At 64.4% G+C, this 23,336-nt stretch carries 18 protein-coding genes and 1 pseudogene; 13 read left to right on the forward strand and 6 right to left on the reverse strand.

Annotation, left to right across the window (positions count from 1 at the left end; genetic code table 11):
- Positions 1-76 precede the first annotated feature (76 nt).
- The 10 genes from APH27_RS24095 to APH27_RS24140 all read left to right on the forward strand — a co-directional run bounded on the left by APH27_RS24095 (position 77) and on the right by APH27_RS24140 (position 12,512).
- A complete protein-coding gene (locus tag APH27_RS24095; protein ID WP_027920318.1) occupies positions 77-976 on the forward strand; it encodes a chemotaxis protein in 900 nt (299 codons plus the stop codon).
- A gap of 98 nt (positions 977-1,074) precedes the next feature.
- Entirely contained in the window at positions 1,075-1,386 is a 312-nt protein-coding gene (locus tag APH27_RS24100) for a hypothetical protein (RefSeq protein ID WP_060486085.1), read from the forward strand.
- Positions 1,383-2,117: a YkgJ family cysteine cluster protein gene (locus tag APH27_RS24105; RefSeq protein ID WP_060486086.1), complete on the forward strand. Its 735-nt coding sequence runs from the start codon at positions 1,383-1,385 to the stop codon at positions 2,115-2,117. The genes APH27_RS24100 and APH27_RS24105 overlap by 4 nt, the downstream gene beginning before the upstream one ends.
- 470 nt (positions 2,118-2,587) lie before the next feature.
- Positions 2,588-3,751, forward strand: coding sequence for an efflux RND transporter periplasmic adaptor subunit (locus APH27_RS24110; RefSeq protein ID WP_027918371.1), 1,164 nt, complete (start codon positions 2,588-2,590; stop codon positions 3,749-3,751).
- Positions 3,748-6,840, forward strand: a complete 3,093-nt coding sequence (locus APH27_RS24115) for a multidrug efflux RND transporter permease subunit (RefSeq protein ID WP_027918370.1) — start codon at positions 3,748-3,750, stop codon at positions 6,838-6,840. Before APH27_RS24110 ends, APH27_RS24115 begins: the two co-directional genes overlap by 4 nt.
- Before the next feature lie 9 nt (positions 6,841-6,849).
- Positions 6,850-7,524 (forward strand): heavy metal response regulator transcription factor, encoded by a 675-nt coding sequence (locus APH27_RS24120; protein WP_027918369.1) that lies wholly within the window; start codon positions 6,850-6,852, stop codon positions 7,522-7,524.
- Positions 7,499-8,893 (forward strand): heavy metal sensor histidine kinase, encoded by a 1,395-nt coding sequence (locus APH27_RS24125; protein WP_027918368.1) that lies wholly within the window; start codon positions 7,499-7,501, stop codon positions 8,891-8,893. Before APH27_RS24120 ends, APH27_RS24125 begins: the two co-directional genes overlap by 26 nt.
- A 216-nt stretch (positions 8,894-9,109) precedes the next feature.
- Positions 9,110-9,331, forward strand: a complete 222-nt coding sequence (locus APH27_RS24130) for a hypothetical protein (RefSeq protein WP_027918367.1) — start codon at positions 9,110-9,112, stop codon at positions 9,329-9,331.
- Positions 9,332-9,535: 204 nt separating this feature from the next.
- Positions 9,536-10,867 (forward strand): OprD family porin, encoded by a 1,332-nt coding sequence (locus APH27_RS24135; protein ID WP_060486087.1) that lies wholly within the window; start codon positions 9,536-9,538, stop codon positions 10,865-10,867.
- Between the two features lie 148 nt (positions 10,868-11,015).
- A complete protein-coding gene (locus APH27_RS24140; RefSeq protein WP_060486088.1) occupies positions 11,016-12,512 on the forward strand; it encodes a sensor domain-containing diguanylate cyclase in 1,497 nt (498 codons plus the stop codon).
- Here the strand turns inward: APH27_RS24140 and APH27_RS24145 are convergent.
- Positions 12,509-12,985, reverse strand: coding sequence for a PA2169 family four-helix-bundle protein (locus tag APH27_RS24145; RefSeq protein WP_027918364.1), 477 nt, complete (start codon positions 12,983-12,985; stop codon positions 12,509-12,511). The two genes, APH27_RS24140 and APH27_RS24145, sit on opposite strands and share 4 nt — an antisense overlap.
- Before the next feature lie 202 nt (positions 12,986-13,187).
- Between APH27_RS24145 and APH27_RS24150 the strand changes: the two genes are divergently transcribed.
- A complete protein-coding gene (locus tag APH27_RS24150) occupies positions 13,188-13,409 on the forward strand; it encodes a DUF3820 family protein (protein ID WP_060486089.1) in 222 nt (73 codons plus the stop codon).
- Between the two features lie 104 nt (positions 13,410-13,513).
- On the opposite strand, the gene APH27_RS24155 is transcribed toward APH27_RS24150, so the two are convergent.
- From APH27_RS24155 to ptsP, 3 genes are read right to left on the reverse strand one after another with little or no spacing between them, the layout of a single operon-like run.
- On the reverse strand, positions 13,514-15,244 hold the full coding sequence (locus APH27_RS24155) for a PTS fructose-like transporter subunit IIB (protein WP_060486090.1): 1,731 nt from the start codon (positions 15,242-15,244) through the stop codon (positions 13,514-13,516).
- Positions 15,241-16,188 carry a 1-phosphofructokinase gene (gene pfkB / locus APH27_RS24160; RefSeq protein ID WP_060486091.1) on the reverse strand — a complete coding sequence of 316 codons (948 nt, stop codon included), beginning with the start codon at positions 16,186-16,188 and terminating at the stop codon, positions 15,241-15,243. The genes APH27_RS24155 and pfkB overlap by 4 nt, the downstream gene beginning before the upstream one ends.
- The gene (gene ptsP, locus APH27_RS24165) at positions 16,189-19,041 is read right to left on the reverse strand and encodes a phosphoenolpyruvate--protein phosphotransferase (RefSeq protein ID WP_060486092.1); all 2,853 of its coding nucleotides are present in this window, start codon (positions 19,039-19,041) and stop codon (positions 16,189-16,191) included. It lies immediately after the preceding gene.
- Between the two features lie 297 nt (positions 19,042-19,338).
- Here ptsP and cra point away from each other — a divergent pair, with 297 nt between their 5' ends.
- Positions 19,339-20,334, forward strand: coding sequence for a catabolite repressor/activator (gene cra, locus APH27_RS24170; protein ID WP_027918359.1), 996 nt, complete (start codon positions 19,339-19,341; stop codon positions 20,332-20,334).
- Positions 20,335-20,336: 2 nt separating this feature from the next.
- Positions 20,337-21,116, forward strand: a complete 780-nt coding sequence (locus APH27_RS24175; RefSeq protein ID WP_060486093.1) for a TatD family hydrolase — start codon at positions 20,337-20,339, stop codon at positions 21,114-21,116.
- Between the two features lie 102 nt (positions 21,117-21,218).
- Here the strand turns inward: APH27_RS24175 and APH27_RS27265 are convergent, their stop codons facing one another.
- Together APH27_RS27265 and APH27_RS27270 are read right to left on the reverse strand one after the other, a co-directional pair.
- The gene (locus tag APH27_RS27265) at positions 21,219-21,932 is read right to left on the reverse strand and encodes a methyl-accepting chemotaxis protein (protein ID WP_371262733.1); all 714 of its coding nucleotides are present in this window, start codon (positions 21,930-21,932) and stop codon (positions 21,219-21,221) included.
- 144 nt (positions 21,933-22,076) lie between these two features.
- Positions 22,077-23,198: pseudogene (locus APH27_RS27270) on the reverse strand (HAMP domain-containing protein); the annotation flags it as partial.
- Positions 23,199-23,336: the final 138 nt, after the last annotated feature.

The raw sequence follows: 23,336 nt of genomic DNA on the forward strand, positions 1-23,336 counted from the left end.
ACGTTGATGCGGGCACTAAAGCGCAGCCAGATCAAGCCGATAACCCGGCATCCCCTGTTTCCCCACGAAGGTCACCATGGCCACGCAAAATGCCCGCGCGGACTCGCTGTCGCTGCTGCTGTTCACCCTGCGCAGCGGCAAGCTGATGGCAATCAACCTGCTCAAGGTCAGCGAGATCATCCCCTGTCCGCCGCTGACCAAGCTGCCCGAATCGCACCCGCACGTGAAAGGCGTGGCGACCTTGCGCGGCAACTCGCTGTCGGTGATCGACCTGTCCCGTGCCATCGGCGAACGCCCGCTGGCGGACCCGGACGGCGGCTGCCTGATCGTCACCGAGATCAGCCGCTCGCGCCAGGGCCTGCACGTGCAGGCGGTGAGCCGCATCGTCCACTGCCTGAGCACCGACATCAAGCCGCCGCCGTTCGGCTCGGGCAACCGTTCGTTCATCACCGGCGTGACCCGGGTCGACAACACCCTGGTGCAGGTGCTGGACATCGAAAAGGTCATCCACGGCATCGCCCCGCCTGAGCCGGAGCCACAACCAGGCGAGCTGAGCGAGGAAGACGCCAGCCTGCTGGCCGCCGCCAACATCCTGGTGGTCGACGACAGCCAGGTTGCGCTGCAGCAATCGGTGCACACCCTGCGCAACCTCGGCATCGACTGCCACACCGCACGCAGCGCCAAGGATGCGATCAACGTGCTGCTGGAACTGCAGGGCACCGCGCAGGAGATCAACATCATCGTATCGGACATCGAAATGTCCGAGATGGACGGCTATGCCTTCACCCGCACCCTGCGTGAGACACCGGACTTCCAGCACCTCTACGTCCTGCTGCACACCTCGCTGGACAGCGCCATGAGCAGCGAGAAGGCAAAGCTTGCCGGGGCCAATGCGATCCTCACCAAATTCTCCTCGCCCGACCTGACCGACTGCCTGGTGACGGCGGCGCGGACCGTGGTGTTTGCCGAACGCTGAAGCACGTGTTGTTATATTCAGCGACAAACTCCCTGGCGTGCTGCCAGGGATGACTCGGGCATAATTCGCGCCCCTCGGATGATTTGCCGGAACCGCGTATGAAGTATTTCAGCTCTCTCCTGATCGCCTGCGCCCTGTTCAGCGGTGTCGCCCAGGCCTCCAGCAACCAGGCCTGGAACGAGCAGCGCCAGCAGATGCTCAAGGCCTGCCTGAAGGCCAGCCAGTTCAAAGATGCCCACGCCCGTGGCAAACCAGCGGAATTCGATGACCGGGTCGGTATCAGTGCGTTGCTGATCGAAGGGGTTTACCCGCAGAAGCACATGCAGCAACGCAGCGGCACCGAGCTCTGCCTGTACGACCGCAAGCAGCAGCAGGCCTACATCAGCGAATGGAACCCTGACGCGAAGTGAACGACAGCCTGCGTTTTGCCTGTACCGGTTGTGGCAAGTGCTGCACCGGCCACCACGTGCCACTGACCTTGAACGAGGCACGGCAGTGGGCGACGGCCGGTGGCCAGGTGATCGTGCTGATCGAAGCCTTCGTAACCGATGGGCCAGGCATGGCTGTGGAGCAGCGCGAACATGTGTTACGCCGCTCTTTTCCGGTGCCTTGTGGCAGCAGCGAAGCACGCGTTTCGGTGACCTTTGCCGCGTTCAACCCGGGGCGCTGTCGCAACCTCGACGACAACGACCTGTGCACCATCTATGAAAGCCGACCGCTGGTCTGCCGCATCTATCCGGTAGAGATCAACCCGCATATTCCGCTGCGCCCGGAGAACAAGGACTGCCCGCCCGAAGCCTGGGAGCAAGGGCCCGAGCTGATCCATGGCGCACTGCCGGTGGACCCGGCGTTACTGGCGCTGGTGCAGGCTTCACGGCAGGCGGATCGCGATGATATCGCGGCCAAGGTGGCCATCTGCGAGGCGTTGGGGATGACCACCAGCGCGCTCAAGGGCAATGGGTTTACCGCTTATCTGCCTGAGATGGCGGCCTTTGTCGGGGCGCTGACGCAGCAGCCAGCTGAGACCGGGACCCGGTGGACGTTGCACGTGGAGCAGCCTGAGCTGGTGGATGACTTGCAGGCGCTGGGATTGCAAACCACTGCCGAGGCGCCGGTCTACTACGCATTTATCGGGTTTTAGGTAAGCAGGCTTGGCCATTGGGTTGGATGGCATCAGGGCTACCAGATGCCTGCCACAACATCTTCAGCGCCTGTGAGATCGAGCGCCGCCCGCGCGGCGCATCGCGGATAAATCCGCTCCTACATTTGTTGCAACGTGGCCATGCCTGTCAGGCCATGGTTGCCTGCCTTGTTTGCAAGACTCAAGACATGCGCCAAGGCTGGCAACCATGGCGTTACAGGTTCGGCACGTTGCAACAAATGTAGGAGCGGATTTATCCGCGATGCGCCGCGCGGGCGGCGCTCGATTTCCGCATCACCACAAAAATCAAGACAGGCCCCAATGCCCACAACAACCTCCAGCCAGCCCCCCAGTCCCAACCCCAACCTGTCACCGCTGTCAGCCAGCTGTCACGCTGCCGACCCGGTCACAGCGCTATAAGCTTCAATACAAACCTCCGTTTCCCCCCCTTGGCCAAGGTGCCCGCGCCGATGCGACGTCCTTCCCGTTCCGTACTTCTCGCCGCGTTGGCGCTGCTCGCCCTGGTGGCCCTGGGCGTCTGGTATGGCCAGCGTCAGCAGGCCACCACGCCGCACGCACAAGCGGCGATTCCGGTGCGCGTGGTCAGCGTCGCCCAGCAGGACGTGCCGCGCTACACCAGCGCCATCGGCTCGGTGCTGTCGCTGCACAGCGTCGAAGTCCGGCCACAGGTCGAGGGGGTGCTGACCCAGGTGCTGGTCAAGGAGGGCCAGTGGGTGAAAGAAGGCGACCTGCTCGCCACCCTGGATGACCGGGCGATCCGCGCCAGCCTCGACCAGGCCCGTGCCCAGCTCGGCCAGAGCCAGGCGCAGATCCAGGTGGCCGGCGTCGACCTCAAGCGTTACCGCCTGCTGAGCACTGACGATGGCGTGTCCAAGCAGACCCTCGACCAGCAACAGGCGCTGGTCAACCAGCTGCAGGCCACGGTCAAGGGCAACCAGGCGGCCATCGCCAATGCTGAGGTGCAACTGTCGTACACGCAGATCCGCTCGCCAGTGACCGGGCGCGTCGGCATCCGCAATGTCGACCCCGGCAACCTGGTGCGCAGCAGCGATACCCAAGGCCTGTTCAGCGTCACCCAAATTGATCCGATCGCCGTCGAATTCGCCCTGCCGCAACAGATGCTGCCAACCCTGCAGGGCTTGCTCAAGGCGCCAACCCCTGCGCTGGTGCAGGCCTACATGGACGCCGACGGCGAACGCAACCTGCTCGGCGAAGGCCACCTGGCACTGATCGACAACCAGATCTCGGCCAACACCGGCACGGTGCGGGTCAAGGCCGAATTCGACAACAAGGACGGCCGCCTGTGGCCGGGGCAACTGGTCACCATCCGCCTGCGCACTGCGGTCGATGAGAACGCCCTGGTGGTGCCACCGCCAGTGGTGCAGCGTGGCATCGACGGGCACTTTGTCTACCGCCTGGACGGTGACAAGGTCACCAGCGTGCCGGTCAAGGTGCTCTACCAGGACAGCGGCCTGAACATCATCGCCGGGGTAAAGCCGGGCGAGCGCCTGGTGCTCGACGGCCAGTCGCGTCTCAAGCCCGGCTCGCGGGTCGAGGTCACCCCGGACGTACCGCCACCGGCGCAAATGGCTGACCGCAGGAGCCAGCCATGACTACCCGCAACGGTATTTCGGCGTGGTGCATCGACCACCCGATCGCCACCCTGCTGCTGACGTTCGCCCTGGTGCTGCTCGGCGCCATCGCCTTCCCGCGGTTGCCAGTGGCACCGCTGCCTGAAGCGGACTTCCCGACCATTCAGGTCACCACCCAGCTGCCCGGTGCCAGCCCGGAAACAATGGCGTCTTCAGTGGCCACGCCACTGGAGGTGCAGTTCAGCGCCATCCCCGGCATGACCCAGATGACCAGCAGCAGCGCGCTGGGCTCGACCACCCTGATCCTGCAGTTCACCCTCGACAAGAACATCGACACCGCCGCCCAGGAAGTCCAGGCGGCGATCAACACCGCCACCGCCCGCTTGCCCCAGGACCTGCCCAACCCGCCGACCTGGCGCAAGGTAAACCCGGCCGACAGCCCGGTACTGGTACTCACCGTCAGCTCCGCGCAGATGCCCGGCAATGACCTCAGCGACTACGCCGAAACCCTGCTGGCGCGCCAGCTCAGCCAGATCGAAGGGGTCGGCCTGATCAACATCACCGGCCAGCTGCGCCCGGCCATTCGCGTGCAGGCCCAACCCGAAAAACTCGCCGCCATCGGCCTGACCCTTGCCGATGTGCGCCTGGCCATCCAGCAGACCAGCCTCAACCTGGCCAAGGGCGCACTGTACGGCGAGCACAGCGTCTCGACCATCGCCGCCAACGACCAGCTGTTCCACCCCGAGGACTACGCCAAACTCATCGTTTCCTACCGCAACGGTGCACCGGTGCACCTGCAGGACGTGGCCAAGGTGATCAACGGCGCCGAAAACGCCTACGTCAAGGCCTGGTCCGGCGACCAGCCGGGGCTCAACCTGGTCGTGTTCCGCCAGCCCGGCGCAAATATCGTCGACACCGTCGACCGGGTGATGGCTGCCCTGCCCAAGCTGCAGGAAATGCTTCCGGCGTCGATCGAAGTGTCAGTATTGCAGGACCGTACCCAGACCATCCGCGCCTCTTTGCACGAGGTGGAACTGACCCTGATGATCGCGGTGGCCCTGGTGATCGGGGTGATGGCGCTGTTCCTGCGCCAGTGGTCGGCGACCCTGGTGGTATCCAGCGTGCTCGGTGTGTCGCTGATCGCCAGTTGCGCCCTGATGTATGTGCTGGGCTTCAGCCTCAACAACCTCACGCTGGTGGCCATCGTCATCTCGGTGGGCTTCGTGGTGGACGACGCCATCGTCGTGGTCGAGAACATCCACCGCCACCTGGAGGCCGGCGACGACAGCCGCACGGCAGCGCTCAAGGGCGCAGGCGAGATCGGTTTCACCGTGGTGTCGATCAGTTTCTCGCTGATCGCAGCGTTCATCCCGCTGCTGTTCATGGGCGGTGTGGTCGGCCGGCTGTTCAAGGAGTTCGCCCTGACTGCCACTTCGACCATCCTGATTTCGGTGATGGTGTCGCTGACCCTGGCCCCCACCTTGTGTGCCTTGTTCATGCGCCGCCCGCCCGGCGAGCAACACGGCGGGTTTGGCGAGCGCCTGGTGAAGTGGTACGAAAAAGGCCTGGATCGTGCGCTTGCCCACCAACGCCTGACCCTGGGCGTGTTCGGCGTGACCCTGGCCCTGGCCGTCGCCGGTTATGTCGGCATCCCCAAAGGCTTCTTCCCGCTGCAGGACACCGGCTTCATCCTCGGCACCACCGAGGCGGCCGCGGATGTGTCATACCCCTCGATGGTCGAGAAGCACCTGGCGCTGGCAAAGATCATCGGCGACGACCCGGCGGTGCAGGCCTACTCCCATTCTGTGGGGGTCACCGGCAGCAACCAGACCATCGCCAATGGCCGCTTCTGGATCGCCCTCAAGCCTCGTGGGGATCGCGACGTGTCGGCCAGCGAGCTGATCGACCGCCTGCGGCCGAAGCTGGCCCAGGTGCCGGGCATCGTCCTGTACATGCGGGCCGGCCAGGACATCAACCTCAGCTCCGGCCCGTCACGCACCCAGTACCAGTATGTGCTCAAGAGCAACGACGGCGTGGCCCTGAACCTGTGGACCCAACGCCTGACCGACCGCCTGCGGGAAAACCCGGTATTGCGCGACCTGTCCAACGACTTGCAACTGGGCGCCAGCGTCACCCGCATCGACATCGACCGCCAGGCTGCGGCACGTTTCGGCTTGACCACCACCGACGTCGACCAGGCGCTGTACGATGCCTTCGGCCAGCGGCAGATCAGCGAGTTCCAGACCGAGACCAACCAGTACAAGGTGATCCTCGAACTGGACGCCAGGCAGCGCGGCAAGGCCGAGAGCCTGAACTTCTTCTACCTGCGCTCGCCACTGACCAACGAGATGGTGCCACTGTCGGCCCTGGCGCATGTCGCCGCACCGAGCACCGGGCCACTGTCGATCAGCCATGACGGCCTGTTCCCGGCAGCCAACCTTTCGTTCAACCTGGCCCCCGGCGTGGCCCTGGGCGATGCGGTGAAGATCCTCGAACGCACCCAGCGCGAACTGGGCATGCCGGACTCGATCAGCGGCAACTTCCAGGGCGCGGCCCAGGCCTTCCAGAGTTCGCTTTCGAGCCAACCGTGGCTGATCCTCGCCGCGCTGGTGGCGGTGTACATCATCCTCGGCGTGCTCTACGAGAGCTTCGTCCACCCACTGACCATCATCTCCACCCTGCCCTCGGCCGGCCTGGGTGCGTTGATACTGCTCTGGGCCATGGGCCAGGACTTCAGCATCATGGGCCTGATCGGCGTGGTGCTGCTGATCGGTATCGTCAAAAAGAACGGCATCCTGCTCATCGACTTCGCCCTGGAAGCCCAGCGCCACCATGGCATGACACCCGAGCAGGCGATTCACCAGGCGTGCCTGACGCGTTTCCGGCCGATCATCATGACCACCCTCGCCGCCCTGCTCGGCGCGGTGCCGCTGATGTTCGGCTTTGGTGCCGGCGCCGAACTGCGCCAGCCGCTGGGCATCGCGGTGGTTGGCGGGCTGCTGGTAAGCCAGGCGCTGACGCTGTTCACCACCCCGGTCATATACTTGGCCCTGGAGCGCCTTTTCCACCGCCGCCAGGCCGCCCCAGCGGCGGCGCCAAGTGCCAGCTAGGACAAGACCATGCGTGTGCTGATCATCGAAGACGAAGAAAAAACCGCCGACTACCTGCATCGCGGCCTGACCGAGCAGGGCTTCACCGTCGACCTTGCGCGTGACGGCATCGACGGCCTGCACCTGGCCCTGGAAGGCGACTATGCAGTGATCGTGCTCGATGTGATGCTGCCGGGCCTGGACGGCTACGGCGTGCTGCGTGCACTGCGTGCGCGCAAGCAGACGCCGGTGATCATGCTCACCGCCCGCGAGCGCGTCGAAGACCGCATCCACGGCCTGCGCGAAGGCGCCGACGACTACCTGGGCAAACCCTTCTCGTTCCTCGAGCTGGTCGCCCGGCTGCAGGCCCTGACCCGGCGCAGCAGCAGCCACGAGCCGTTGCAGATCCAGGTCGGCGACCTGTGGATCGACCTGATGGCGCGCAAGGCCAGCCGCGCCGGCCAGCGCCTGGAACTGACCGCCAAGGAATTCTCGCTGCTCAGCGTGCTGGCCCGGCGCCAGGGCGAAATCCTCTCCAAGACTGCTATCGCGGAGCTGGTCTGGGACATCAACTTCGACAGCGACGCCAATGTCGTCGAAGTGGCCATCAAGCGACTGCGCGCCAAGCTCGACGGGCCGTTCGACAACAAGTTGCTGCACACCATCCGAGGCATGGGCTATGTCCTGGAAAACCGTGCCGCTTAACTCCATCGCCCTGCGCCTGTCGACGCTGTTCATCCTGGTGGCGCTGGGGGTGTTCGTGCTGATCGGTTCGGCGCTGTATCGCCAGGTCGACCGCAGCCTCGACCTGCTGCCGGCAGCGGAACTGGATGCGCGCTTCAGCGTGCTCGAGTCCACCCTCAACCGCTTCGGCACACCCGAGCACTGGGCCAAGATCAACAACAAGCTCAACCTGCTCAGCGAGGAAGACAAGCGCATCCGTTTCTGGGTGGTCAGCAGCAACCCGGCCTACGAATACGGCCACCCCAGCGAACTGGTCCGCGCTTTTGGCGAAGGCCCGCAAGGCATGCGCGACCTGCGCCTGCCTGACCGCCTCTACCCCTACAAGGTGCTGGTCAGCGAACTGCCGGCGCTGGGCGAGCGCCCGCCGCTGCGCTTTTTGATCGGCATCGACACCGAAACCTTCTGGCAAGCCCAGCACAGCTTGCTGGTGGCCATTGTCGGCCTGGCTGTGCTCGGTGTGCTGCTGGCTTCGATTCTTGGCTACTGGGTGGCGCGCATTGGCCTGCGGCCGCTGCTGGCGCTGTCCGTCGAGGCCCAGGCGCTGGCGCCACCACGCCTGGACGGGCGCCTGCAGACAGCGGACCTGGCGCCGGAACTGGCGCAGTTCGCCGGCGCCTTCAACGCCGCGCTGGACCGGGTCAGCCAGGCCTATTCACGGCTGGAAGCGTTCAACGCCGACGTCGCCCACGAACTGCGCTCGCCATTGACCAACCTGATTGGCCAGACCCAGGTCGCCCTCACCCGTGGGCGCAGCGCCGAGCATTACTTCGAAGTGCTGCAATCGAACCTCGAAGAGCTGGAGCGCCTGCGCAGCATCATCAACGACATGCTGTTCCTCGCCAGCGCCGACCAGGGCAGCAAGGCCACCGCCCTGACCCAGGCCTCTCTGGCCGAGGAAGTGGCCACCACCCTCGATTACCTGGACTACATCCTCGAAGACGCCCAGGTCAGCGTCACCGTCAGCGGTGATGCCCAGGCGCCCATCGAAAAGGCCCAGTTGCGCCGGGCCTTGATCAACCTGCTGAACAACGCCGTCCAGCACACGGCGCCGAACCAGGTGATCGAGGTACAGATAGAGGCTGGGCCGGAACAGGTCTGCATTGCCGTAAGCAACCCAGGGCCGGCCATCGAGGATGCGCACCTGCCGCTGTTGTTCGAGCGCTTCTACCGGGTGGATGCGGCGCGCAGCAACAGTGGTGGCGGCAACCATGGGTTGGGCCTGGCGATCGTCAAGGCGATCGCGCTGATGCATGGTGGTGACGTTTTTGTGCGCAGCGCGGCCGGCGCCAATACCTTTGGCATCCGATTGCCCCTTCTGAAGCCTGCATAGGCCCCCTGTAGGAGCGGCCTTGCCGGGGCGCCCCTACTATGACCGCGCAAGGTTTCTAGCTCGGTACTTTCCGGCCAAAGTCGAATTGCCTTTTCAGCGATCATTACTTTTTGCGCAACAGTGCTTATCGCTAAAGACGCTGTTTCCGCGGCACGTTAACGACTAACTTTGCCCTCGTCCTCATAGCACTTGCACCGCAAGAAGGTAGATTTAAACATGTCCAACAGTATGGGTATTGCCAGCGTTTTCGTTCTGTCTTCCCTGTTGTTGTCGCCCCTGGCCATGGCCGAAGAATCCCCGGCTTTCGTAGCTCGCACTGCAGAACTTGCCGCTGTTCACCAAGACTCCCGCGAAGCCCTGGCACACAAGGCCGACGCCAGCAAAGACGCAGAACAGACAGCTTCGAAAGTTTCCAGCGACGCCAATGCCGATAGCTGATCGCGCGTCGTACCTGCTCCAGTTTTCCCTTGGCTACGCCATGGGCACCGTGGGTGCCGATATGTTAGCCTTTTAAAGCCGCTGCCAATCAGCGGCTTTTTTTATGTGCTCTAACTATCAGCCCCGCCGTAACGTACCCCTATAAAAAGACGCACATTCAAAAATAAAAACTGCCCCACCGTCAGACTAAAGGAGCTAACACCGGTGCCTTCCGCGTTTCGTTTTACCCCGCTGTTCATTGCGTTGACTGCAACGATCCCTTTCGCCGCCCAGGCAGATGAAGACAAGGCTGATGGCTTCATCGAAGGTTCGTCCTTCAACCTGCACTTTCGTAATGCCTACTTCAACCGCGACAACCACAACGCCGGCGTGCGCGACACCCGCGAGTGGGGCCAGGGCGCGGTGGCCCGTTTCGAGTCCGGCTACACACCGGGCGTAGTCGGCTTCGGCCTCGACGCCCACGCCATGCTGGGCCTGAAGCTCGACGGCGGTGGCGGCCATGCCGGCACCAGCATCCTGCCCGAGCACATCAAGGACAACGGTGAACTGGGGGCCGCCCCGCACTCGTTCTCCACTGCCGGTGCAGCGGTCAAGCTCAAGGCATTCGACACTGAATTGAAAGCCGGTGACCTGTTCATCACCAACCCGGTGATCGCCGGCGGCGAAACCCGCATGCTGCCGCAGACCTTCCGCGGTGTGAGCCTGACCAACCACAGCGTCGACGGCCTGTTGCTCGAAGGCGGCCAGGTCAGCTTCACCCACCCGTACAACCAGAGCGGCCACCGTCGTATCGACACCTACTACGGCGACATGGACGGCCAGACCAGCAAGCACCTTAACTGGGCCGGCGCGTCGTGGAGCGGCACCGAGCACATCACCACCAACCTGTACGCGGCCGAGCTGAAGGACGTCTGGAACCAGTACTACGCTGACTTCGACTACACCTACGTGGTCAACGACCTGGTCAGCCTCAACCCGGGCGTGCACTTCTATCACACCCAAGACACCGGCCAGTCGCTGCTGGGCAAGATCGACAACAACACCTACAGCGTGCACTTCACGGTCAATGCCGGTTACCACAGCGTCACCGCCGCCTACCAGCGGGTCAACGGCAACACGCCGTTCGACTACATCAATCTGGGCGACAGCGTTTACCTGGACAACTCGCGCATGTACTCGGACTTCAACGCCCCGAACGAGCGTTCGTGGAAGCTGCAGTACGACTACAACTTCGCCGGTGTCGGCATCCCGGGCCTGAGCACTTCGCTGTCGTATTCGCGCGGTGAAGCGGACCTGACCAAGGCCACCCAGGACACCAGCCATTACGACTACTACCGCGCCGATGGCAAGAACGCCATGCACTGGGAGCGGGACCTGGACGTGAAATATGTATTCCAGGAAGGCGACCTGAAGGATCTGGCGGTGCAACTGCGCTATGCCACTCACCGTGGTAGCCAGGGTTATGCATCGATCGACAGCAACAGCGACAACGATGAAGTGCGGGTGATCGTCGATTACCCACTGAACATCTTCTGATCTGAGACCGCTGGCGAGGGCATAGCCCTCGTTCGCGGGCTTGCCCGCGAAAACCAGACACGATTCCGTCGGACAATTGTTGTCCGACAATCCACGCTTCCCTAAAATGGCGCCCGCCGCAAATGGCCCTGCCTCAGCAGTAGCGCGCATGCCCACTCGATCTCCGCGTTTCGCAATCTACAGGTCGCACCCCGAGCTGATCCTCAACCTGAGCAGCTGCCTTGCCGTGCTCGCCATCGTGGCCATCGTCAGCTACCTGCTGGCCCGCGAGCGCGACAGTGTCGAGCAATCGGCCATCCGCTCCGCGAACAACATCGTCCAGCTGATCGAAAGCGACATCCTGCGTAATGTCGAACTCTACGACCAGTCGTTGAAAGGCCTGATCTGGGCCGTCAGCCGCAAGGAGCTGCCAGAGATCTCCGGCCCATTGCGCCAGCGCCTTCTATTCAATGAAGCCTTTGTCGACCGCAAGCGCGGTGATGTGCTGTGGCTGGACAAACAAGGCAATGTGGTCGGCGACTCCAACAGCGCCGTGCCTCGCAAGGCCAACTTTGGCGATACCGGGGTTTTCCAGGCACACCTGCATGACGCCAACCTCGGTTTACTGGTGGGCCCGCCTTTCAAGGCCAAGCTGGGCGACATGGACTGGTGCATCAGTTTCAGCCGGCGCATCAACGGCCCGCAGGGCGAATTTGCCGGGCTGGCCGCCGGCGCCCTGCGCCTGTCGTATTTCAGTGAGTTGTTCCGCCGTCTGGATATCGGCGCTGAAAGCAGCATCAACCTGTTCAACACCGGCGGGCAGCTACTCGCACGGGAACCTGCACGCCCACAGGATCCGGCAATCGGCACCTATTACGGCGAGCGCCCCAACTTCAAGCGCATCCTCAACGAGCACAGCGGGAGCTTCACCGCGCGCTCTGGCAGCGCCCCTTCCCAGCGCATGTACACCTTCGCCCAGGTCGCCGACCTGCCGCTGATCGTGCTGGTGGTGCATTCCGCCGACGAGGTGTTCCAGTCATGGCGGCGCACGGCGATTCTGGTCAGCGTCGCCACGGGGGTGTTGTGTATCGGGATTCTCTGGCTGACCCTGCTGCTGGGCCGGGAATTGCGCCGCCGCCACGAGGCAGAACAGGGCCTGGCGACGCTTGCCGCGACCGACAGCCTGACCGGCCTTGCCAACCGCCGCCGCTTGGACCAGGTGCTGCGGCTGGAATGGTCACGCGCCCAACGTAACCGCCAACCGTTGGCGGTACTGATGGTGGATGTGGATCATTTCAAGGCCTTCAACCAGCGCCATGGACACGCCGGTGGCGACCACGCCTTGCGCGAGGTGGCCAGCACGCTGGAGCTGTGCATCCGCCGTCCGGCGGATCTGGCGGCACGCTATGGCGGTGAAGAATTTCAGGTGATCTTGCCGGAAACGGAACTCAGCGGCGCTCTGTTGCTGGCCGAGCGTATTCGCGCTCAGGTCGAGGCCCTCGCGCCATTCGCAGACGATGCCCACTCAGTCACGGTGAGCGTTGGGGTCAGCGTCTACATCCCCGGCACCCAGCAAGACCTTGCACAGGTGCTGGGCGCCGCGGATGAGGCGCTCTACCGGGCCAAAGCCAATGGCCGTAACCGGGTAGAGGGACCAACCAACTAGGAACGGGCGCGGGCGGCGTTGCGCAGTGCCTTGACCTGATCGTGGTTACGCTGCACGCCCTGCAATTGTTTCTCCACCAGGGCATAGCTCGGATCGCTGGCCATGCGGCCCAGCTTGACCAGTTTCTCGCGTGCTTCCTTGTAGGCCTTGAGGGCATGATCTTCGCCGCGCTCCACCTCATTGAGCACCGCTTCTTCATCCTTGCCGGTGACCATCGACTTGAGGTTTACCCAGCCACGGTGCAGGTCACCGCTGATACTGGTGGACGTCTCCGGGTCACCGCCCAGGCGGCGCACTTCGCTTTGCAACTCGCTGGCAGCGGTGGCGCATTCGCCGGCACGCTGTACGAAAAACGCCTTCAAATCGGAGTTTTTCACGTCATCGGCCGAAGCTTTGAAGCCTTTTTCGCCATCCTTGCTGTACTCGACCAGGTCGTTAAGTACGTCGATCACGTCTTTGTTGGGATTGCTCATGGCACAAACTCCTTGGCAGGTGGTAGTCACATATACCGGAGCAGCCTTCGTGCCAAGCCACGCGATTAAATTAAATCCTTTAAAAACAAACAGTTATGACATCCACAGCAAAGCTATATATCGGCGTTATGCATGATTGCCGCTTGGGGGCTCGTGCAGATTGCAGTATGGTCGGCGCTCATTCACTGCCCAGGCTTCGTCGATGAAACCGGAAATGCTCGAACTGCTGGTGACCCGCACCATGCCCTTTGGCAAATATCAGGGGCGGATCATTGCCGACCTGCCGGGTGATTACCTGGCCTGGTTCGCCCGCAAAGGGTTTCCGGCGGGTGAGCTGGGTGGGTTGCTGGCGTTGATGCATGAGGTCGACCATAACGGCCTGGGCGACCTGTTGGTGCCGTTGCGGCAAAAACATCCGCGTTAGCCTGTACTGGCCCTTTCGCGGCTAAAGCCGCTCCTACAGGGACCGTACTATCCCTGTAGGAGCGGCTTTAGCCGCGAAAGGGCCAGCAATACCAACAAAAGGCTTCAACCCTTCACTGGCGCAACGGCCAACTCCACCCGCTCGCTCTTCTTGATCACGGCATACACCACCGCCGTCACCAGGCTGCCCGCCACGATTGCCAACAGATACAACAGTGCATGGTTGATCGCATTGGGGATCAGCAAGACGAACAGCCCGCCATGCGGCGCCATCAGCTTGCAGCCGAAGTACATCGACAGCGCGCCGGTCAAGGCGCCACCGGCAATGCTCGCCGGGATCACCCGCAATGGGTCCTTCGCCGCAAACGGGATGGCCCCTTCGGAGATGAAGCACAACCCCAGCGCCAGTGCCGCCTTGCCCGCTTCACGCTCGCTCTGGGCAAACTTGCGCCGGGCCAGGAAGGTGGCGATGCCCAGGCCGATCGGCGGCACCATGCCGGCGGCCATGGTCGCCGCCATCGGCGCATAGCTGGAAGATGCCAGCAGCCCCACCGAGAAGGCATAGGCCGCCTTGTTGATCGGCCCGCCGAGGTCGACGCACATCATCCCGCCCAACAGCAGCCCGAGCAGGATGGCGTTGGTGGTGCCCATGCTGTCGAGGAAATGCGTCAGCCCTTCGAGCATTGCCGCCACCGGCTGGCCGACCACGTAGATCATCACCAGGCCGGTGAACAGGCTGGCCAGCAGCGGGATGATCAGGATCGGCTTGAGCGCATCCAGGCTGCTTGGCAGACGTGCCCAGCGGGCGATGGCCTTGGCGCTGTAGCCTGCGAGAAAACCGGCGACGATACCGCCAATGAAGCCAGCACCCAAGGTACTGGCCAGCAGGCCACCGATCATCCCCGGCGCCAGGCCCGGGCGGTCGGCGATGGACCAGGCGATGTACCCCGCGAGCAGCGGCACCATCAGCTTGAACGCAGCCTCGCCGCCGATCTGCATCAGCGCGGCCGGCAAGGTGCCAGGCTGCTTGTAGGCTTCGATGCCGAAGACAAACGACAGGGCGATCAGCAAGCCGCCGGCCACCACCATTGGCAGCATGAACGAAACACCGGTCAGCAAATGCTTGTAGACGCCGGCCTTTTCAGCCTTGGCGGGCGTTGCAGAGGCAGCGTCCGCAGCACTTTCGACCTTGGCCTCGGCCAAGGCCTTCTCCAGGGTCGCGCGTGCCTGCTTGAGGGCGATACCGGTACCACAACGGTAGATACGCTTGCCGGCAAAGCGTGCTGTCGGCACCTCGATGTCAGCAGCCAGCAGCACCACATCGGCATCGGCAATGGCCTGGGCCGACAGCGGATTGCGAGCACCAACCGAGCCCTGGGTTTCGACAGTGAGTTCATGGCCCAGCTGCTGCGCCGCCTGTTGCAAGGCTTCTGCAGCCATGAAGGTATGCGCCACGCCGGTCGGGCAGGCGGTGACCGCAACAATGCGCACAGCGGTTGAAGGCGCCGCACTGGTCGCTTGCACAGCCAGCACTTCGGCCTTGGCCTGCGCCTCGTCGAGGAAGCCCTCACGGTCGGCCAAGGCCTGCGCCGGGGTGCTCTGGTACAGGCGCTTGCCGGCGAAACGAGCAAGGTCCACCGGGCCGGTGCTGACCACCAGTACCCAGTCGGCCTCGGCGATCTGCGCAGGGGTCAGCTGGCGCTCGGGATGCTCGGCATCCTGCACTTCAACACTGGTGCTCCAGCCGCGGCGCTGGGCGGCAGCCGCCAGCAGGCGGGCACTGAGCACGCTGGACACCTGGCCGTTGGGGCAGGCGGTGACAATGGCGATGTTCATCGGCAACCCTCTTGTTGTTCTGTCAGTTGCACAGCGGTTTCCAGGTGCGCGAGCTGCTCGCGGTCACAGATGCCGAAGCCAACCTGAGTCACGGCCTGTGCTGCGATGGCCGTGGCGCGGCGCAAGGTCTGTTGCGGGCTTTCCGCCGCCAGCAGGCCATGGACCATGCCGGCGACCAGCGAATCACCGGCCCCCACGGTGCTGGCAACCCGCACTTGCGGCGGCCGCGCCTGCAGCGCCAGGCCGGCAGCAAACCAACTGACGCCCTGTTCGCCCGCCGAAACCACCACATGTTCGATACCGCCGGCCAGCAGCTGCTCGGCAGCGGCGCGCTGCTCGGCGGCGGTCTGCACGGCCAGGCCCAGCACTTCACCTAGCTCTTCGGTATTGGGTTTGACCAGCCAGGGGGCACTCTGCAAGCCAGCACGCAACGCGTCACCACTGCTGTCGAGGGCCACTTTCAGCCCCTGCGCCTGCAACTGCTCAAGCAACTGGCGGAACCACTCAGGGCTGATCCCTCGCGGCAGGCTGCCGGCCACGACCACCGCGTCGTGCCCGGGCGCCACCTGTGCCAGGCGCTGCAGCAGTTCGGCGCGCCCGGCTTCGTCGACCTCCGGCCCCAGGCCGTTGACATCGGTGACCCGGCCATCGGCCTCGACCAGCTTGAGGTTGCTGCGGGTTTCGCCGGCCACTCGCACGAAGCAGTCGGCAAAACCGCGCCGGGCGATCAGCGCTTCGAACGGCTGCAGGTTGTCGCGGCCGAGAAAGCCCCCGACAGTAACGCTATGGCCCAGGTCGGCCAGCACCTGGGCCACGTTCAGGCCTTTGCCCGCGGCGTGACTTTGCTGGTCGTGGGCGCGGTTGACGTGCCCTGGGCGCAAGGCGTCGAGGCTGACGGTGATGTCCAGCGCCGGGTTCAGGGTCAGGGTAAGGATCTTGGCCATTCAGTAACGCTCCACCAGCGCGCGAACCGCTGCGGCGCTGTCCTGTTGCAAGGCCTCGCGCGCCAGGGCGCGGGCCGTTTGGTGATCAGCCTGGCGCACCAGGGCTTTGACTTCGGCAACGCTGCGGGCCGCCACGCTCAGCTCGTCCACATCCAGGCCCAGCAGTACGGCCACTGCCTGCGGGTCTGCGGCCAGTTCGCCACAGACGCCGACCCATTTGCCCTCGGCGTGGGCGGCACGCACGGTCATGTCGATCAGGCTCAGCACCGCCGGGTGCAAGCCGTCGGCCTGGGCAGACAAGCTCGGGTGGCCACGGTCGATGGCCAGGGTGTACTGGGTCAGGTCGTTGGTGCCGATGCTGAAGAAGTCCACTTCACGGGCCAGCTGCGCCGCCAGCAATGCAGCGGACGGCACCTCGACCATGATCCCGACCTGCAGGTCGGCGACCGGGATTTCCTGGCGCAGGCGCTCGACCATGGCACGCGCCTCACGCCACTCGTGAATCTGCCCGACCATGGGGAACATGATGCGCAGGGGCCGCTGATCGGCGGCCCGCAGCAAGGCGCGCAACTGCTCTTCCATGATCTGCGGGCGTTGCAGGGTCAGGCGCACACCGCGCACGCCGAGGAACGGGTTTTCCTCGGCGGCTATCGGCCAGTACGGCAACGGCTTGTCGCCGCCCACATCGAGGGTGCGCACCACCAATGGCCTGCCACCGAGGCCGTCGAGCACACGGCGGTACTCCGCTTCCTGGGTAGCCACGTCCGGTGCCTGCGAGTGGGCCATGAAGATCAGCTCGGTGCGCAGCAGGCCAACCCCTTCGGCGCCCTGCTCCACCACCTTGTCGATACCGCTGCTCTCGCCAATGTTGGCGAAGACTTCGACGGCATGGCCATCGCGGGTCACCGCCGGCTCATGGCGCCTGGCCCAGGCAGCTTGAAGGCGTTGTTCGCGCTGGTCGCGCTCGGCCAACGCGCGTTGCAGCTCGTCGGCTGGCGGTGCAACGCTGACCAGGCCGCGCTGGCCGTCGAGCAGCAGCGGCGTGCCGGAATCGAGCAGCAGGATCGCCGCGCCTGCGCCAACCACGGCCGGGATGCCCAATGCCCGGGCGACGATCGCACTGTGCGCCGTGGCGCCGCCGTGGGCCGTGACGATACCAGCGACACGGGCCGGGTCCAGGCGGGCGACATCGGAGGGGCCGACCTCGCCCATGACCAACACGTAGGGCTGCTCCGGTTCGGCCTGGGCCGCCACGCCGCACAACTGGGCCAGCACCCGGCGGCCAATGTCGCGCAGGTCGGCAGCACGCTCGGCCAGCAAGGCATCGTGCAGCGCTTCCTGCTGACGGGCAGCCGCTTCGATCACCGCCATCCACGCCGCCGCCGCACTTTCGCCGTGGGCCAGGCGTGCCTCGGCATCGTCGCTCAAGGCTGGGTCAGCGAGCATTTCCTGGTGAGTGACGAAGATCTCGCCAATCGACTTGTCGCTGCGCTGCACCAGCACCTGCAATTCGCCATGCACGGCCGCCAACGCGTCACGCAGCTTCAGGCGCTCCTTGGCCGGCGACTCACCGCGTAGCGGATAATCGATGACCCGCTCGACGCACACATGCGCCGGCCCACTGGCAATACCCGGGGATGCACTGACGCCCTGGATCCGGCTGCCCGCAGCGGGCGCCTGAAGTACCACGGCCGCGCTGGCAGCACTGGCTGTGGTGGTTTGCACCAGCGGCTCGACCTCTTCGCCCAGGCCTTGTTCGATGGCTGCCAGCAGTACGGGCAAGGCATCGCCGGCAATCGACGGTTCAGCGCTCAGCTCAAGTTCCTGGCCACGCCGGGCGCCGAGGCTCAGCAGCTTGCTCAGGCTCTTGATCGACACCGCTGGCTGCGCACTGTCGAGCACGCGCACACGGATTTCACCCTCGAAGCCCTTGGCCAGTTGCGCCAGGACCTTCGCAGGGCGGGCATGCAGGCCGTGCGGGTTGGCCAGCACGATCCGCGCACTGGGCCAGTCAGCCGGCGCCTGACCGCCCAGCACCTCAAGCACCGCACGGCTGCTGGTGGCCTGGTAGAGCGTTTGCCCGCGGCCTTCGATCAGCACTTCGCACAGGCGCTCGAGCAGCGCCTGGTGGGCGGCACCAAGGCTGGCCAGGCAGAACAGACCATTGAGCGGCTGGTCGCGATAACGCAGTGGCTGCTGCGCAGTGATGAAGGCCAGGCCAGGCTGTCGCACCTGGCGCTCGCTGTGCAACCACCACAGGCCCTCGCCCAAGGGCAGTGGTTCGGCCTGTTGCAGCACAGCAGCGAAGCCGCTGTCGACACAACCGGCGCGCTGCAGCAGGCGGGCACCGCGCCAGGCCAGCTCATCGAAGTCTTCAGCAGGCAGGTTCAGGCCCACCAGTTGCGCGTCCAGCGCCAGTTCCTGTGGCGCGCCTTGCAGCAGCTTGAGCAACGCCTCGGCAGAGCTGGCCCGGCGCAATGCCTCGGCCAGGTCGGTCTCGCCGAGCGCGCGGGTCAGCAACTGCAGCAGGCGCAAGTGTTCATCGGAACGGGCGGCGATGCCGATAGCCAGGTAGACCTTCTGCCCATCGCCCCAGTCCACACCTTCGGGGAACTGCAGCAGGCGCACGCCCGTGGCGAACACCAGTTCGCGGGTCTGCGGGGTGCCGTGAGGGATGGCGATACCCTGGCCAAGGTACGTCGAGCCTTGCGCTTCGCGCGCCTGCAGGCCTTCGAGATAACCTTCGGCAACCAGGCCGTCGGCTACCAGCTGATCCGCCAGCAGGCGCAATGCCTCGGCCTTGTCGGCGGCCTTCTGGCCCATGGCTATCTGCCCTATGGCGAGCTCGAGCATGACCTTCTCCTTTTGCAGCCCCAGCTTGGTTTTGATGCCGGGTACTGAGGTATTGTTGTGATATTCACAGAATCAGCCAGTTCGACAGCCTTGCAAGCGCGGCAGCCGAGGCAGAAAAATTAATAGCTGAAACGTTTAATCTGACCAAGCGGCCACGTTACTCGATAATCTTCCGAGGAAAAAGCCCCATCCTGTCGGACAATTGCGACAATGGTCGCCTGCGCATCGCGACCAACCCGGGTCAAACTACCCGGTCCTGGTTCCGTAGCCAGTCCCGGTAATAACAAGGAAAAATCGGTGAAACTCAGCGATATCGCCCGTCTGGCCGGTGTGTCAGTGACCACTGCCAGTTATGTCATCAACGGCAAGGCCGAACAGCAGCGCATCAGTACCAGCACTGTCGAGCGGGTGCGCGCGGTGGTCGAGGCCCATGACTTCACCCCCAACCCGCAAGCAGCCGGCCTGCGCAGCCGGCACACCCGCACCTTGGGTTTCATTCTCCCGGATCTGGAGAACCCCAGCTATGCCCGCATCGCCAAACAGCTCGAGCAGGGCGCACGCGCCCGTGGGTATCAGTTGTTGATCGCCAGCAGCGACGACCAGCCCGACAGCGAGCGCCAGCTGCAGCAGCTGTTCCGCGCCCGCCGTTGCGATGCCCTGTTTGTCGCCAGCTGCCTGCCGCCTGAGGACGACAGCTACCGTGAGTTGCAGGACAAGGGCCTGCCTGTGATCGCCATCGACCGGCGCCTGAACCCGGCACACTTCTGTTCGGTGATCAGCGATGACCGCGATGCCAGCCGTCAGCTGGCCGACAGCCTGCTGGCTACAGCCCCGCGCAGCATCGCACTGATCGGTGCACGCCCGGAGCTGTCGGTAAGCCAGGCCCGCGCTGGCGGCTTCGACGAAGCCATGCAAGGTTTCGACGGCGTGGTCCGCCGCTATCAGGGCGAGTCCTTCAGCCGCGAATGTGGCCAACGCCTGATGCAGCAACTGATCGACGAACAAGGCGGCCTGCCGGATGCCCTGGTGACTACCTCCTATGTGCTGCTGCAAGGAGTGTTCGATACCTTGCAGGCGCGCCCGGCCGATTCGCGCCAGCTGCAGCTGGGCACCTTCGGTGACAACCAGTTGCTCGACTTCCTGCCGTTGCCGGTCAATGCCATGGCCCAGCAGCACGGCCTGATTGCCGCCACTGCGCTGGAACTGGCCCTGGCCGCGATCGAGGAAAAGCGCTACGAGCCTGGCGTGCACGCCATTGGCCGCACGTTCAAGCAGCGCATCACTGCGGCCTGATCATGCGCCTGATCGACACCCACACCCACCTGGACTTCCCTGATTTCGACGCCGATCGCCAGCACCTGCTGGCCAACGCGGCGGCGCGCGGGGTGGAGCGTATGGTGGTGCTGGGGGTGTATCAGGCGAATTTCCAGCGAGTATGGGACCTGGCCTGTGCCGAAGGCTGCGTACATGCGGCACTGGGGCTGCACCCGATCTACCTGGAGCAGCACCGGCCGGAGCATCTGACGCAGCTGCGCGAATGGCTGGCACGCCTGCAGGGCGACCCACGGCTGTGCGCGGTCGGCGAGTTCGGCCTGGACTACTACCTCGAAGAGCTGGACAAGCAACGCCAGCAGGCGCTGTTCGAAGCGCAGCTGCAGATGGCTTGCGACTTTGAGCTACCCGCCCTGTTGCATGTGCGCCGCAGCCACGCCCAGGTGATTGCCACGCTCAAGCGTTACAAGCCGCTGCGGGCGGGGGTGATCCATGCCTTTGCCGGTAGTTACGAAGAGGCGCGCGAGTACATCAAGCTGGGCTTCCGGCTTGGCCTGGGTGGCGCCGCGACCTGGCCGCAGGCGCTACGCCTGCGCAAGACCCTGGCGCGCCTGCCGCTGGAAAGCATCGTGCTGGAGACCGATTCGCCGGACATGGCGCCGGCGATGTTTGCCGGCCAGCGCAACAGCCCGGAGCATCTGCCGGAGATTGCCCAGGCACTGGCTGAACTGATGGGCATCGAGACTGGCGTACTGGCTGAAGCCAGCAGCCGCAATGCCTGTGAGCTGTTCGGCTGGCAGTAGCGGCCTCTTCGCGGGTGAACCCGCTCCCACAATGGCCTGCGCCGTACCTGTGGGAGCGGGTTCACCCGCGAAGAGGCCACTACAGGCAACACAAGGCCGGCCTTAGACTCTGAAGGCCCCGATCAGGCGTTTCAACTCCACCACCTGCGTCGAAAGCACCCGGCTGGCATCCTCGGCCTGGCAAGCCCCTTGGGTGGTGTCCTGGGCGGCCCGGTTGATCGCGACGATGTTGCGATCGATGTCATGGGCCACCGCCGTCTGCTGCTCTACCGCTGCGGCAATCTGTTGGTTCTGCTCGACGATCCCTCCCACTGCCGCGAGGATATTGCCCAGCGCCTGCTGCACCTGGCGCGCTTCGTCGACAGTGCCCGCCGCCATCTGATGGCTGCTGCCCATCGCCCGCACCGCGTGCTCCACGCCATCGCGCAGGCGCTGGATCATCTGCGCGATCTGCGCGGTGGAGTCCTGGGTACGCCGGGCAAGGGTACGCACTTCATCGGCCACCACGGCAAACCCACGCCCCTGCTCACCGGCCCGGGCGGCTTCGATGGCCGCATTCAATGCCAGCAGGTTGGTCTGCTCGGCAATGCTGCGAATCACCTCCAGCACCTGGCCAATCGCCTGGCTGTCGTCGGCCAGCCGATTGATTGCCAGCACGGTCTGGTCGATTTCTTCGGCGAGGCGGCCGATGCTGTCTTGCTGGCTGGCCACCAGGCTGCGGCCATTGGCGCTTTCCAGGTTGACCTGTTGCGCGCCGTTCGCCGCCAGCGCGGCACTGCGTGCCACTTCCTGCGCGGTGGCGCTCATCTGGTTCATCGCCGTGGCCACCTGCTCGATCTGTTCACGCTGGCCACTGACCGCCTGGTTGCTCCGCGCCGACACCGTCAGCACCTGCCCGGCCTGCGCTTCGACTGCCACCACGGTACGCCCGACCTGGTCGATCAGGCCGCGGATGCGGTGTACCGTTTCGCTGAAACCTTGGCCCAACTTGCCCAGTTCATCGCGGCTGTGTGCCTGGAAGCTGATCGTCATGTCACCCGCAGCCACTTTATCCATGGCACCGCCCAGGCGGCGCAAGGTGGCCCGGGTCGACACATAGAAACCGCCATACAAGTACAGGATCAACACGAATACAGCGGCCAGCGACGTGCCCAGGACGAGCATGCGCAAGCGCTGCTCGGCCAGGCGCTGTTGCAACTGTTCTTGCAGATGCGCCAGCACAGCGTCATTCAGCCGATAGGTCGGCGCCATCAGTTCGCTGACCTGCTGATAGAACACCGGCCAGGGTGTATCGAGGGTTTCCGCCACCACCACTTGCTCTTCGAACAGCGATGCGGCCTGCCTGACTGTCGCCTGGCTGGTATGTGCAGCCTCCGCCAGGCCGGCCTTGGCCCCACGGTCCGTGGCAAGGGCATCATCCAGGCGCAAGGCATAGTCGGCTGCCAGGCGGTCAAGGCGTTGCAGCAGGTCTTCGAAACGGGCGCTGCCAGAAGAATCGATGAACCCCCTCCCCAACGCAATGGCGCCCATGGCCCGGCCTTCGCCCAGCGCCTGGCTGACCTGCGCGGTGGCGACCCCAAGCAGCTCACTCAACTGACGCACCGAAGCCTGGCTGTCCTGGCTCAGGCCGGATTGGCTCACCACCTGCTTGCCCAGCATCTGAGCCTGGGCCAGCAGCTTGTCGAACAGCGCAGCCTTGTTCTGCAGCGACGATTCTGCACGGGCGCTGGCAAATGCCCCGGCCAGTTCTTCGAGTTTGTCTTCAGGTACTGCCTCATCCCCTTGCAGCGTGTGCAACTGCGCCTGGACCTTGTCCTGCAAGGCAGCGATGCGCGCCTCCAGATCCCCGCCCTGGCCCGACTGGCCAAGCACGGCATTGATCTGCAACAGGTTGCCCAGCGCCTCAAGGTCGGCGCGAAGGTTCAGGCTGTCAGCCAGCGGAGCTATGCCCTGCAATTCAGCGCGGGTAGCCTGAAACTGCTGATAGGCGTCGCGCACCAGATAAAAGCTGGTGGCCAGCATGGGCAGGAAGAACAGGATGCTGATGAGGCTGAACTTCTGCCCGAAGCTCAGCCTGTTCATCAATGCGATGGCCGGGTAGAGCACACGCTTCACGGGGCACCTCCATGGATTCTTGTTGTTCTGCAGAGATAGCACTAGGCCACTTGTATAACGCAGATCGAATCGGAGGTTTGTAACTTAAGGTTAACCAAAGGCCGC

Origin of the sequence: Pseudomonas sp. NBRC 111123 (assembly GCF_001320205.1) — a bacterium.
Lineage (GTDB): Bacteria > Pseudomonadota > Gammaproteobacteria > Pseudomonadales > Pseudomonadaceae > Aquipseudomonas > Aquipseudomonas putida_J.